The organism is Flavobacterium sp. GL_143 (assembly GCF_057834355.1).
Genome location: NZ_CM174401.1, coordinates 651,041 through 664,803, shown reverse-complemented (window position 1 = coordinate 664,803; position 13,763 = coordinate 651,041). Strand labels below are relative to the sequence as shown.

The 13,763-nt window shown below is 34.6% G+C and carries 9 protein-coding genes; 1 reads left to right on the top strand and 8 read right to left on the bottom strand.

The features are described from left to right. Window positions 1-91 precede the first annotated feature (91 nt). Complete coding sequence (locus AC3IPI_RS02755) at window positions 92-1,336, top strand: glycosyltransferase (RefSeq protein WP_489156984.1); 1,245 nt, start codon at window positions 92-94, stop codon at window positions 1,334-1,336. Here the strand turns inward: AC3IPI_RS02755 and AC3IPI_RS02750 are convergent. From AC3IPI_RS02750 to porU, 8 genes are all read right to left on the bottom strand, one after another. Then, the gene (locus AC3IPI_RS02750; RefSeq protein ID WP_489156982.1) at window positions 1,333-2,211 is read right to left on the bottom strand and encodes a helix-turn-helix domain-containing protein; all 879 of its coding nucleotides are present in this window, start codon (window positions 2,209-2,211) and stop codon (window positions 1,333-1,335) included. The genes AC3IPI_RS02755 and AC3IPI_RS02750 overlap by 4 nt on opposite strands. 79 nt (window positions 2,212-2,290) lie before the next feature. Then, window positions 2,291-2,833: a carboxymuconolactone decarboxylase family protein gene (locus AC3IPI_RS02745; RefSeq protein ID WP_489156980.1), complete on the bottom strand. Its 543-nt coding sequence runs from the start codon at window positions 2,831-2,833 to the stop codon at window positions 2,291-2,293. Between the two features lie 382 nt (window positions 2,834-3,215). After that, on the bottom strand, window positions 3,216-5,063 hold the full coding sequence (locus tag AC3IPI_RS02740) for a hydrolase/aminopeptidase (protein WP_489156978.1): 1,848 nt from the start codon (window positions 5,061-5,063) through the stop codon (window positions 3,216-3,218). A 135-nt stretch (window positions 5,064-5,198) separates the two neighbouring features. Further along, window positions 5,199-6,833, bottom strand: coding sequence for a dihydrolipoamide acetyltransferase family protein (locus AC3IPI_RS02735; protein WP_489156976.1), 1,635 nt, complete (start codon window positions 6,831-6,833; stop codon window positions 5,199-5,201). Window positions 6,834-6,836: 3 nt separating this feature from the next. Continuing rightward, window positions 6,837-7,835, bottom strand: coding sequence for a pyruvate dehydrogenase (acetyl-transferring) E1 component subunit alpha (pdhA, locus tag AC3IPI_RS02730; protein WP_489156974.1), 999 nt, complete (start codon window positions 7,833-7,835; stop codon window positions 6,837-6,839). A gap of 155 nt (window positions 7,836-7,990) precedes the next feature. Then, window positions 7,991-8,473 carry a cytidine deaminase gene (gene cdd / locus AC3IPI_RS02725; RefSeq protein ID WP_039120156.1) on the bottom strand — a complete coding sequence of 161 codons (483 nt, stop codon included), beginning with the start codon at window positions 8,471-8,473 and terminating at the stop codon, window positions 7,991-7,993. Between the two features lie 73 nt (window positions 8,474-8,546). Continuing rightward, the gene (gene porV / locus AC3IPI_RS02720) at window positions 8,547-9,716 is read right to left on the bottom strand and encodes a type IX secretion system outer membrane channel protein PorV (protein WP_489156972.1); all 1,170 of its coding nucleotides are present in this window, start codon (window positions 9,714-9,716) and stop codon (window positions 8,547-8,549) included. Between the two features lie 36 nt (window positions 9,717-9,752). Then, complete coding sequence (porU, locus tag AC3IPI_RS02715; protein ID WP_489156970.1) at window positions 9,753-13,595, bottom strand: type IX secretion system sortase PorU; 3,843 nt, start codon at window positions 13,593-13,595, stop codon at window positions 9,753-9,755. Window positions 13,596-13,763 lie beyond the last annotated feature (168 nt).

Here is a 13,763-nt window from a genome sequence, read left to right as displayed (position 1 = left end):
TACAAAATTAGTGTTTTATTCCCGATTTTTGGATTTAATGATGATATTGCCGCTTAAATAGTATTATTTTGTAGTAGAAATAGAAGAGAATATGAGTGAGCCTAAAAAGCTTTTAATAATTGGTTTTGTATGGCCTGAGCCAAATTCATCGGCGGCAGGGGGGAGAATGATGCAATTAATTTCAATTTTTCAAGAACAAGATTTTGAAATCACATTTGCTAGTCCAGCTTTGGATAGTGATTTTATGATTGATTTACGAGCGTTAGGGATCGAAAAAAAATCGATTGCTTTAAACTGTTCTAGTTTTGATGATTTTATAAAAGAGCTGAATCCATCTATTGTTTTGTTTGATCGATTTATGATTGAAGAACAGTTTGGTTGGCGTGTCTCTGAAAATTGTCCTGACGCATTGCGTATTTTAGATACTGAGGATTTGCATTGTTTACGTCAAGCTCGTCAAAAAGCATTCAAAGAAAATAGAAATTTTGTAGTTAGTGATTTATTTTCAGAAGAAGTTGCAAAGAGAGAAATTGCTAGTATTTTGCGTTGTGATTTGTCTTTGATGATTTCTGAGTTTGAAATGGAATTATTAAAATCTGTATTTAAAATTGATACAGCTTTATTATATTATTTACCTTTTTTATTGAATCCAATTTCTGAAGATATATTAAAGGAATTACCTTCTTTTGAGGAAAGGACAGGTTTTGTTTTTATTGGTAATTTTCTGCATGAGCCTAATTGGAACACTGTTCAATATCTGAAAGAAGTTATTTGGCCTTTGATAAAAAAACAATTACCAGATGCAGTTTTAAATATCTATGGAGCATATCCTTCACAAAAAGTTTTGCAATTGCATCAACCTAAATCTGGTTTTTATATTATGGGTCGTGCTGATAATGCTCAGGAAGTAGTGCAGAAATCTAGAATAGTATTAGCTCCGATACGTTTTGGTGCGGGATTAAAAGGGAAATTAGTTGAAGCAATGCAATCTGGAACACCAAGTGTAACTACAACAATAGGTGCGGAAGCTATGAATGGTGATTTGCCTTGGAATGGTTTTATTGTTGATGATGCCGAAGATTTGGCTAAAGCAGCAGTAACGTTATATCAAGATCGAAATCTGTGGAATGAAGCTCAAATAAAAGGAATTGAAATTATTAATACGCGTTATTTAAAAGATAATTTTTCGGCAGATTTTATTGAAATGATTTCATATTTGCAATCTAATTTAGAATCTCATCGTAATAATAATTTTATAGGCAGTATGTTGCAATTTCATACAATGAGAAGTACAAAATATATGTCTAAATGGATTGAGGCAAAAAATAAAAATTAAGCCTCCATTTTTCCAAAGCCTACTGTTTCCCTATAAATTTGAGGTGAAACATCAGCATTGGTTTTAAAAAATCGGCTGAAATAATGTTCGTCTTCATAACCTAATTCGTATGCAATTTCTTTGACTGTTTTGTTGGTCATGTATAATTCTCTTTTGGCTTCGATTATTATTCTTTCGGCAATTAAATCGGTTAATGTTTTATTGAAATAAGTCTTAGATAATTTTGCCAGCGCTTTTGGGGAGATATTAAGTAATTCGGCATAATTTCCTGCGGAATGTTTGGTTTTAAAATTGAGTTCAATAGCATCTTTCAGATTCTGAAGAATAAATGGTTCTTTAGAATTAGGTAATGATTTCATTTCTTCTAATTGTTCATTCTTTAGTCGTGAAGCGGTAATTAAAAATATTTTCAGATAGGAAATCAATAATTCATATTGTGCCAATTCAGCATTTTGAATTTCGGTTTTCATTTGTTCTAAAACCATTCTAAAAGTTGCTGCAGCTTGTTCTGTAATAATTGTAAAAGGCGGTTGGTAAACATTGTTGAATAAAATACCATTGCAAGAAACTTCCTTTTGATGCATGTGAATACAGTAGAAGTCTGGATGAAAATGAATTGCAATTCCTTCAATTGGTTCACTTACACATAGCATAAAGGGTTGATAAGGAGAAAAGGCTAGGAGTGAGTTTTCTTCAAAATGATGTTCGGCAAAATCAGCTTTTACTTTTCCTTTTCCTTTGGTTACCCAAATTAAGGAAAAATAATTATTACGCTGCAAATGGTCAAAATGAATATTATTATCAAAAGGAAGAAGCTTAAAAGCTAAATTGCCATTTTGTGGATTAATTAAAGTGAAAACATTCTGAGTACTCATGATTTTTTTTTGTTTTTGAAATATAAAGATAGTCATGAAAAGAACTCACAACTATCTTTATAAAGTGTTTTTGCATGAATTAATTTAAACTCGAAACAGCTGGGAAATCAATTTCTGTATTTGCTGTATTGTTAAAGTAGTTTGTTAAAATATTTAAAGCTACATGTCCAATAGTTTCTGCAATTTCAGCATCAGTAACTCCTGCATTTTTTACTTTGTTTACGTCTTCATCATTTACTAAGCCATTTTTACTAATTAAGGTTTTAGCAAATTGTAAAACAGCTTCGATTTTTGCATCAGTTGAGTTTCCTGTTCTTGCTGCTTGTAAAACGGCTGGATCTGCTTTTACCAGTTTTTCTCCAATAAAGGTATGAGCTGCTAAGCAGTAATCGCATGAATTACTTTCTGAAACTGCTAAGGCAATTAGTTCTCCTGTTTTTGCACCCAATTTTCCATGACTTAGAGCGCCACTTAAATTTAAATATCCTTCTAGAACTGCTGGAGAATTCCCCATTGTTCTCATCATGTTCGGAACAACTCCCAATTTTGCTTGTACAACGTTGAATAAATCTTTAGTTTTTCCTGTTACTTCTTCTGGGTTTAATGCTGTTAATCGTGTCATCGTATTTAATTTTTATGTTATTTATTTGTTGTTGTCTTTTGATATTACAAAGGTGTGACGATTACAGAATCTAGAACATGGAGGATTTACGCTATGTGATGGACAATTTTCCCGGAGGTGTTTTTTTAGAAGCTAATCCCGCTATTCGTTACAATCTTTTGCTTTTTAAAGAAAAAAGCAAAAGGATTTTCACTTCTATCGGGGCTAGGGCAATTGTTTTCATAAGAATATTTTTCGTTTATTAGGTCAGGAATGACAAATAAGAATAAAAAAAATCCCCGATTACAAGGTGTAACTGGGGATTTTTTGCTTTGCAGTTTTCAGTTGCAGTCTTCGGTCAGATTGTAAGCTGAAAACTGCAACTGAAAACTGAAACAGAATACTATTTTAAAATGCTTTCAACAGCTTGAACGGTTGTTGCGTGATAACCAGATTTAGCTTTGTCAAAAATTTGTTTTGCCCAAATTTTTCCTTCAGGAGTTTTTGCCATTTCTTTATAAAGCATCATTACCGATCCGGTTCTGCTGCTTGAAATCAAAAATTGTTCAATCGCAGGATTAGCAGCCGTGTATTTATAGCGAATCGATGGAATAAACCATTGACGTTTGATAACGAAATTACCTCCTTTTGTAAAATTAAATTCAGCATCAAGTGCTTCCATTTCTTTTGCAGTGATGTCTGTTGGCAGATTATCTATAAAATGTTGTTTTTCTGCAGTTGTTGTGATTTTTTTACTTAATCCTTTTACGCCAGTTTCTCTCCAGCTTTTCTGAATTTTGTCTATTGCATCAAAATCTGCAGAACTTACTGGGGTAATATTTGATGGAATTCCAGGTTTGTAAATCCAATCTTCGGCTTTTATTTTATCAGCAAGTACTTTGTCTCCTTTTATAAGGTTTTCATTGTAGTATTTAATAAAATCATCAGTTGTAATAGATTTAAAAGCGTGTGCATCGAAATAGTTTTTAATGAAAACGTCAAATTTTTCACGTCCAACGGCATTTTCAATAACTCTTAAAAAAGCATATCCTTTTACATAAGGAATCATGCTGATTCCGTCATCAGGATTTCTTCCTGTAAGGCTTACTTTTAATCTTGTGTCAGGATTTGTATCTCCATATTCAGCTACATTATCAACTAATTCTTTACGGATGATAACGTTTTGCATTTCAAATTCTTTCTTTCCAAAAATAGCTTCACCAATTCTATGTTCTACATAAGTGGTGAAACCTTCGTTTAACCAAATATCATCCCATGTTGCATTGGTCACTAAGTTTCCGCTCCAGCTATGTCCTAATTCATGCGCTAATAAGCTAGTTAAAGAACGGTCACCAGCGATAACACCTGGAGTTAGGAAAGTTAAATTAGGATTTTCCATTCCGCCATAAGGGAAACTTGGTGGTAAAACCAATACATCATAACGTCCCCAACGGTATGGGCCATAAAGTTTTTCGGCAGCAACTACCATTTTTCCAAGCTCAGCAAATTCCCAAGCTGATTTTTTTAGCATTGATGGTTCTGCGTAAACACCTGTTCTATCATCGATTGATTGAAATTCGATGTCTCCAACTGCAATTGCCATTAAATAAGATGGTATTGCTTTGTCTTGTTTAAAAGTATAAACTCCGGTATCATTTTTCTTTTGAGGGTTAACAGCACTCATTACGGCCATTAAGTCTTTAGGAACAGTAACTTTTGCATTATAAGTAAATCGAATTGATGGAGAGTCTTGACACGGAATCCAGGTACGTGACCAAACACTTTCTCCTTGAGAGAATAGGAATGGTTTCTTTTTGTCTGCTGTTTGTGCAGGGGTAAGCCATTGTAAAGCTACAGCATCTTTACTAGTGCTGTAGTAAATATTTACTTTGGTTGTATTTGGTTCAATTGTAATATGAAGAGGTTTTCCGTGGAATTCAACTTCTTTGCCTAGCTTAAATTTGGTTTCTTTTTCATCATCACCTAGAGTTACTTTAGTGATGTTAAGGGTGTTTTCATCAAAGATTATTTCGTTGCCTTTGCTAATGTTGTCAATTTCCCAAGATGCTTTTCCTGTAATGGATTGTGTCTCAAAATCAACTTTAATGTCAAGGTCTAAGTGTTTTACAACAGCAAGTTCAGGTTTAGAATAACTGTGTTCATCTGTAACAACAGCTACTTTTTCGGTTTGTTCCTTTTTCTGACAGGCAATTACGGTCAGGAATAAAGTAGCAAGGATTAGTTTTTTCATTTTATGAAGAATTGAATTAGTGAAGGGAAATTAAACAAAAAATCCCGTTTTGAATAAACAAAACGGGATTTTATTATAAATAACCATCTTCCGTCCCGAAGTTTCGGGATTGGGATGCTCAGGCTGACATTAAAATTATGCCAACATTGTAACTGGGCTTTCGATGTATTGTTTTAATGTTTGTAAAAATTGAGCTCCAGTTGCACCGTCAATTGTTCTGTGGTCACACGCTAATGATAACATCATTGTGTTTCCTACTACAATCTGACCGTTTTTAACTACTGGTTTCTCTACAATTGCACCTACAGAAAGGATGGCAGAGTTTGGTTGGTTTATGATAGAATTAAATTCTGTAATACCAAACATTCCAAGGTTAGATACTGTAAAAGTACTTCCTTCCATTTCTTGTGGTCCAAGTTTTTTGTTTTTAGCTCTTCCAGCAAGATCTCTCACGCTAGCACCAATTTGAGATAAACTCATAGCATCTGTAAATTTCAATACAGGAACTACTAATCCATCTTCAACAGCTACAGCAACACCAATATTTACATGGTGGTTGATGATGATAGCATCTTCTTTCCACTGTGAGTTAATTTTTGGGTGCTTTTTCAATGCCAAAGCACAAGCTTTGATCACCATATCGTTAAAAGATACTTTTGTATCTGGAACGCTATTTATTGTAGCTCTAGATGTCATTGCTTCGTCCATGCTTACTTCGATCACTAAGTTATAGTGAGGAGCTGTAAACAATGATTCGGCTAAACGTTTAGCAATGATTTTTCGCATTTGCGAGTTTTTGATCTCTTCTGTGAAAACTTCACCAGCAGGAACAAAAACTTTTGGCGCAGCAGCAGTAACTTCAGGAGTTTTAGCTGGAGCCGCGGTAGCAACTGGTTGTGTAGTTGTTGCTGCAGCAGGTGTAAAGTTTTCGATATCGCTTTTTACGATACGTCCGTTTTCACCAGATCCTTTTACTTGAGATAATTGGATTCCTTTATCTGAAGCAATTTTCTTTGCTAAAGGTGAAGCTAAAATTCTTTTTCCGTCGCTAACTACTTCAACAGTTTCTGCTGTTTCTTGTGCAGGAGCTGCTTTAGTTTCTTCTGTTGCTTTTGCAGGAGCACCACCAGCAGTATAGTTTTGGGCAATACCAGAAATATCAGTTCCAGCAGGTCCGATGATAGCTAATAAACTATCAACAGGAGCTGTGTTTCCTTCTTGAATACCAATGTATAATAATGTTCCTTCATTGAAAGACTCAAATTCCATTGTTGCTTTGTCAGTTTCGATTTCAGCAAGAATATCACCTTCAGCAACAGCATCACCAACTTTTTTAAGCCAAGTTGCAACTGTACCTTCAGTCATAGTATCACTTAATCTAGGCATAGTTACTACAATAACACCTTTTGGCAATTCAGTTGCAGCTTTTGCAGGAGCAGGTGCTTCTGTTTTTGCTTCTGGATTTGCAGCTTCAGCTTTCGGAGCTGCAGCAGGAGCGTCTCCTCCAGCGATTAATGCCGTAACATCTTCGCCTTCGTTTCCTATAATTGCTAATAATGAATCTACTGGAGCAGTTTCTCCAGCAGGTATTCCTATATATAAAAGAGTTCCTTCATTGAAAGACTCAAATTCCATTGTTGCTTTGTCAGTTTCAATTTCAGCAAGGATATCTCCTTCGCTAATTTTGTCTCCTACTTTTTTAAGCCAAGTTGCTACCGTTCCTTCCGTCATAGTATCGCTCAAACGAGGCATTGTTACTTTTATCGCCATGATTTATAGTTTATGAGGTGTAAATGGATAGTCTTCTTGTGCGTATACTACATCGTAAAGTTGTTGTAATTCCGGATATGGAGATTCTTCAGCAAATTTCACACACTCTTCAACCAAGTCTTTTACTCTTTGGTCAATTTCTTCAATTTCTTCTTCAGTAGCAAATTTTTGATCTTTTATTACATCAAGAACTTGTGTAATTGGGTCAATCTTTTTGTATTCTTCTACTTCTTCTTTAGAACGATATAATTGTGCATCAGACATTGAGTGTCCTCTGTAACGGTATGTTTTCATTTCTAGGAATGTTGGACCATCACCACGACGAGCTCTTTCAACAGCTTCATACATAGCTTCAGCAACTTTCACTGGATTCATTCCGTCAACTGGTCCACAAGGCATTTCGTAACCTAAACCAAGTTTCCAGATATCAGTATGATTTGCGGTTCTCTCTACAGAAGTTCCCATTGCATATCCATTGTTTTCAACAATAAATACAACTGGAAGTTTCCATAACATAGCCATATTAAAAGCTTCGTGTAAAGAACCTTGTCTTGCTGCACCATCACCAAAATAGGTCATAGTTACACCACCTGTTTCAAAATATTTATCTGCAAAAGCTAAACCAGCTCCTACAGGAATTTGTCCACCTACAATTCCGTGACCTCCGTAAAAACGGTGTTCTTTTGAGAAAATGTGCATAGATCCACCCATTCCTTTAGATGTTCCTGTTACTTTTCCTAAAAGTTCAGCCATTACACGTTTTGGGTCCACACCCATACCAATTGGTTGTACGTGGTTTCTGTATGCAGTTATCATTTTATCTTTTGTCAAATCCATGACATGCAATGCACCAGCTAGTACAGCTTCTTGACCATTGTATAGGTGAAGAAAACCTCTTACTTTCTGTTGGATGTACAATGCTGCTAGTTTGTCTTCAAACTTTCTCCAAAGTAGCATGTCTTCATACCACTTTAAATATACCTCTTTTGTAACTTCTTTCATCTGAATTCTTTCTTTTGCTAAAGTGTTTCTGTTATCAATTGTTGCCTATAACGCAAAATAGTTTCCTCCCACAAATTTGCGCCCGAAGGGTCGGGATGCAAAAATAAGACATTCCTACTAAGAAGTAAAATTTAAAAGCTAATTTTTGGTTTTTTTTACAAGAACTTTTTATCAAACATGAATGGAAGTAAATTTTTTAGGGATGCCGATTGATAAATTACACCTATTTCTCCCATGAAATAAATTTCGATAGGGGTCTCTTGTTTTATTTCATATTCTGCAATTGATTGTCTGCAAGATCCACAAGGAGGGATTGGAGCTTTTGTTTGATTCGTATCTGAAGCTGCTGTAATGGCAATTTTTAAAATTTTGGCATCAGGATAAATTGCTCCTGCATGAAAAATTGCTACTCGTTCTGCACAAAGCCCCGATGGATAAGCTGCGTTTTCTTGATTAGAACCTAAAACAATTTGGCCATTATCTAAAAGTAATGCAGCTCCAACTCTAAATTTAGAATAAGGGGCGTATGCTTTTTTGCGAATAGCGATTGCTTCGTTCATTAAGTCTTGAGTGTCTTTTGAAAGTTCTTCGATAGATTCAAAAACAGAAAATTGCGTTGTAATAGATATTTCTTTCATTATGTATTTAGGAAAAAAAATCCAAATTTCACGAAAGTGAAATTTGGATTGTTATAATTGTGAATTTTATTTATTAATATACTTCGTATTTGTCGCCAAAGTTAAAGGTTAGTGAGAAACGAAGTGTGTTTTCTAATGGATTTTTTACGTTTGAAGTAGAGAATAAATACGAAACATCTACTTTTACTACATTGTACTTGAAGCCTGCTCCTAAAGAAAAGAATTTTCTAGCTCCTTTTTCTGGGCTTTCATGAAAATATCCTAATCGGAATGCAAATGCATCTTGGTACATATATTCGGCACCAATACTATAAGTAATCTCTTTTAACTCTTCGCTAAAACCACCTGGAGCATCACCAAAAGATTGGAAAATTCCAGATACCCAACCTATTGATCGGTAGTCTTCATTGTTTTGCATTCTTTCTTGCAGAGTAACTGTACCATCGCCATCTAAATCTGGATCTTGAGGTGTAGGAACTAATAATTTACTAAATTCTACGCCTACAGCTAGTTTGTTGTAATCGTCTAGGATAAAATCAAATCCTCCACCTACTTTTAAATTAGCTGGTAGGAAGTTAGCATTGAGTTCATCACTATCATATTTCATCTTAGGTCCTAAATTCTGAATATTAAAACCACCTCTCCATCTTCCGTTAAAGCTGTTATAAGCAATTTCTTCAGATTGATAAAAACCAGCTACATCTACTGCAAATGAACTTGCAGGTTTAGCATCTATTTCTTCAGAAGCTATTTTTAGGTTGGAACGTATGTACCTTCCTGCTACAGCCATCGAGAATTTTTCGCTAAGCTTTAGTGAGTAAGAACCGTCAAAAGCTAGTTCGTTAGGCGATACAATGTTTACTGGCTCATCAGGACTATCGGTTCTTCTTAATTCGATATCACCAAATCCAAAATAACGGAAACTTGCTGCAAATGCATTTCGGTCGTTTATTTTGTTATAATAGGTTATTTGTCCTAAAGAGACATCATTTACCAAATCGGTAAGATACGGAGTGTAACTAACAGAAAACCCTTGTTTGTCTTCGGAGAAGGCGTATTTTGCGGGATTCCATTGTTGAGAGAATGCATCTACAGATGTGGCGACACCTTGGTCGGCCATACCTGCTGCTCTAGCGTCGGCAGCTACTAATAAAAAAGGTACTGCAGTTGTAATAGTTCTTTCTTGTGCCTTTGCTAATGAAATAACAAAAAGGCAAATTAAAATGAGGGTAGGTTTTTTCATCTAGGTTTTAAAATAGTAAACAAATATAATATTTAATTAAAGTATGACAAGTTTTTCAATTTTTTCTGCTTTTTTATTTGTTGTGTTCGATTTTACAGTTAGTTTATAAATATAAACACCTTTGCCAATTCGATCGCCAAAATCGTCTCTTCCATTCCAAGTTATATCCCGAGATAAAAAACCTTCGGTAGTAATAATTTGATTTTTTGTCCAAACAACCTTTCCGGTAATTGTCATTACTTGTACTTGAACTTCTAAGGGTTCATAAGGTTTGTTGTGTGAAAACCAAAACTCAGTATAGGTTGTGAACGGATTCGGATAATTTAAAACATGCGTTAATGTTATTGAGTCATCACCTGAAACAATAAATTGAATTTCGGTTGTAACGGGGTTGTTGTATACATCCCATGCTGTAACCGAAACGGTGTGCAATCCTACTGCTAAATTACGGAATGGAAAACGTAATGTTCCATGCGTGTAATCGTCTAACTTGGTTTGATAATAATCGTTTAATATATAAGGATTACTAACGTCTCCGTCTAAAATTGCAACTATGTCATGTCCTATTCCACTTGCGGTATTTATCCCGTTTTCATCTTCAAGATTTGCAAGTAAAAAAGGAGATTCATTTGTAACCCCTCCTGATACAAATGTTTCATCGTTCATATATAACTGCACTTTTGGACTATTATTGTCTTGAGGTGCATTTTCGTTTATTCCACCTATTTTTATTGTTGTATCGTAACCCGTTTGGTTCTCAAGAAGTTGTTGTTTTTTGGCGTAAAAGCTAATTCTTCCGTTCCCTACAGGGATTCGGATGTCTCTTGGTACTACAAAACTAAACTCAAATAAACCATTGGTTACTGATGCACTTCCTCTAAAAATAGTTTCTCCCAAAGTGTTAAATTGCATTGGGGGACTAAAGCCATCATTATTGAGTGTCGAAGATATAATTAATTTATCAAATATCGCAGTAGTTAATTCACCATTATAGTTTGTTAATAAATTATTGTTTTCATCTGTTATTTCTCCCGATAATTTAATTTTTGACAGCGATTTTAAATCATCAATTGGTTGGGAGATAACAACATCATTTACTTTGGTGAGTTTTACTTTTGGTTTTGGGATAGCAAGCATTAAAGCTGGGTCACCTATATATACAATAACATTGCTAGAAGAGCTTGGATTGCTGTTTTTGGATAGTCGTAATGATTCGGAAATGGTTGTGTATTGGTTGGATCCGTATGACAATAAGTTTTTTGATAAAATGTCATTGAAGTTTTCAGCGCTAAATTGTCCGATAGATCTTATAGTTGTAAGCATAGCGATAGCGCCTCCCTTAGGATTCCAATATGTATATTCACCGGCAGTAGGTCTCGTTGGGTCATCAAATCTTGAGAACTCGCAGGTTATGGTTATAAATAATGGATACTTGTATTGATTGTTTAGATTTTGCCCATCAGCTTTGCTCCAAATACGTTCGCCTGCTAATCCATCTTCACCGCCATGTCCTAGATAGTTAAAAACGAGCGCGCCTTTTTCGAAAGCATCAAATAAGTCAGTTCGTGCTTTGGGATATCTTGATCCTCCTGCTGAAGCTTCTTGTGTATAGGAATCTAAGAGGATTTTATCAATATTGAAAAAAGGTTTTTCGGTACCTATAACATCAGCTAATTTATTTTGTCGGCTTTGTAATGTAGCATCCGAAGCTTTATCGGAATCATCTGCAACTAGTACGAAGTTATTTTTCCAGTTTCCGTAAGATTTAATGTCATGGTATTCTAGTACTTTATTAACCATTTCGTCAGCTTGTTTAGTGTCATTAACAAGCATTCTTCCTACTGCGAGATCTATTCCTCCAAAAAAAGAAACTACATTGCCTTCGTCATTATCCATTAATCCATAAAAATCATCAGATGCAAATGAAGCTTCTCCTGTACTATTACTTCTTAAGGAGTAATATATAGGTACAATGTTTCCGTTATTATTGATTCTGTTTTTATAATCGAAAGAAGCATCTCCAAAAAGATTAACGTATTTAATTCTTTTATCAGGAGTAGAGGCATTGTCATATATGTATTTAATGCAGTTTCTGATGGCGGCTATATCTTGTTTTCCAGATGAGAATTCCTGGTAGATAGATTCAGTTGAAATTACTTTTACGCTTAAGTTAGAATGAGATCTGTGGAAGGATGCTAGTCTTTCGGCTTGATTCATTAAAAAAGAGGGAGCGATAATTACATAATCAATGTCTTGAAAAGCGCCTTGATTGTTTTTTAAAAGTGTTCCTTTTAAGTTCTGGTTAGGAATTTTGGTTTTGTTATCTTTAAAAGGGATGTAGTAGTCGGAAGGATCGAGGGCTACATATTTTCTTATTTCTCCTAATTGTGCTTTAAAACTTATTGTGTTTTGATTAGAGTTTTCAATAGTGCTTACATTATATATATCAGTGACATCCCAAATTTGGGCAATGCTGGTTGTGTTTGTGATATCGTAACTGGCAATTCCGATGCTTGAACTAGCTAAGTCGTATTGAAAAAGAAATTGTTTTCCGTAGCCTTGTAGTTTTCGTTTAGCAATTAATTTAATTTGATCTAAGTATCCCTTTGATCCGGGAACACCACTATTATTGTAGTTAAGTTTTATTTTAATGTTTTCGGATCCTGTAAATGTTTTGTTGGAAGGTAATGAGTCGGTATAAAATTTAATTTCTGAATTGGGTGTTATTGCGGGAAAATTTGTAGTAGCTATATCTTGTCCGTTTGCAGCAACTTTAAAAGACGTGTTTGTGTATGAAGCAGAAGCTGTCTTGACTTGTATTTTTACAGGAACTGAAGTGTCGATATTCGGAAAGCTAAACTCAAACTCTTGTTCGTTGTCGATTTCAAAAGATTCGCCATACCATTCTCTACCAAGATGTGTTATGTTTATCAGGTCTTTTTCGTGATATTGATGGTCATCAAATGTTGAGAGGTTTATGGTACTGCTTCCTGATGGTGGTTGCATTTGGGTGATTCTTTTTCCGTCACCTCCCTGAGTCGTTATATAATAGTATGATTTGTTATCGTATAAGTTACTATAGGTTCTGCTTTCATCGTTCCAAGTATCGACTCCTTCGGCATAAAATAAGATGTAGTCGTCGTTATCAAAACTTCCGTCATTTTCGCCAATGATCTGAATTGCATTTTCTGTTAAGTCATTAGGATAATAAGATGAGTTGGATAAAGGAAGCATTCTACCACCATTTCCGAATATTTTTATCTTTTTTGGGTTGACTTTTGTCAAATCTGAGTTTAAATTTTGCAAGAAGCTTTTGGAGATTTTATATACACCGGATTTTTCAATGTAAATTCGATACCAATCTCCAGATGATAAAACAGAATTGGTGATGTTTGCATTCTTTCTGGTTAATGATGCTCTTGAGGTAGTATTGTTTTGAGAATTGGTTATTATATTATAGGTAAAAGATTTTACTCTTTTGTATCCTGTTCCGTTATTGATTATTGGTGACAGGGTTAGTAAAGCTTGATTGATTCCTCTCGCAGAAGAGATTTTTAACGTTTCATTAATAGTTTTTGGGATGTTTTTTAATGTTAAATCACCCAGTTCATTTTCAGAAATTGTTTCGTAAACAATATTAGATAATTGGACGGTGCTGTTCTCAGAATAATTGAATTGCGTAAGGTTTAAAGCGTAAAAAATTGTCTTTGTATCGGAGTTTAAGTGGTAGCTATTACCCGAAAACAGGGGGGCATTGACTTTAAACTCTCCAAAATACATGTCTTTTTTATCGAGCCAATTTATAATAACGTCATCTTTCGTCTGCGCGAAAGAGCTGATATATAGTAAGATAAAACAGGTTAATAAGGTCTTTTTCATTGCGCGCTTTGACAAAAATGATATAGTTGTATTATACCAAGTAAAAATATAGTATTTAGTGTTATAGTAAATAATAAAAAGTATATTTTTGCGTTCAAGTTATGTGAGATGATTTTACAAGAATCAGGTACATGAAATTTTTATAATTGTTTTATAATTGATGTTGCG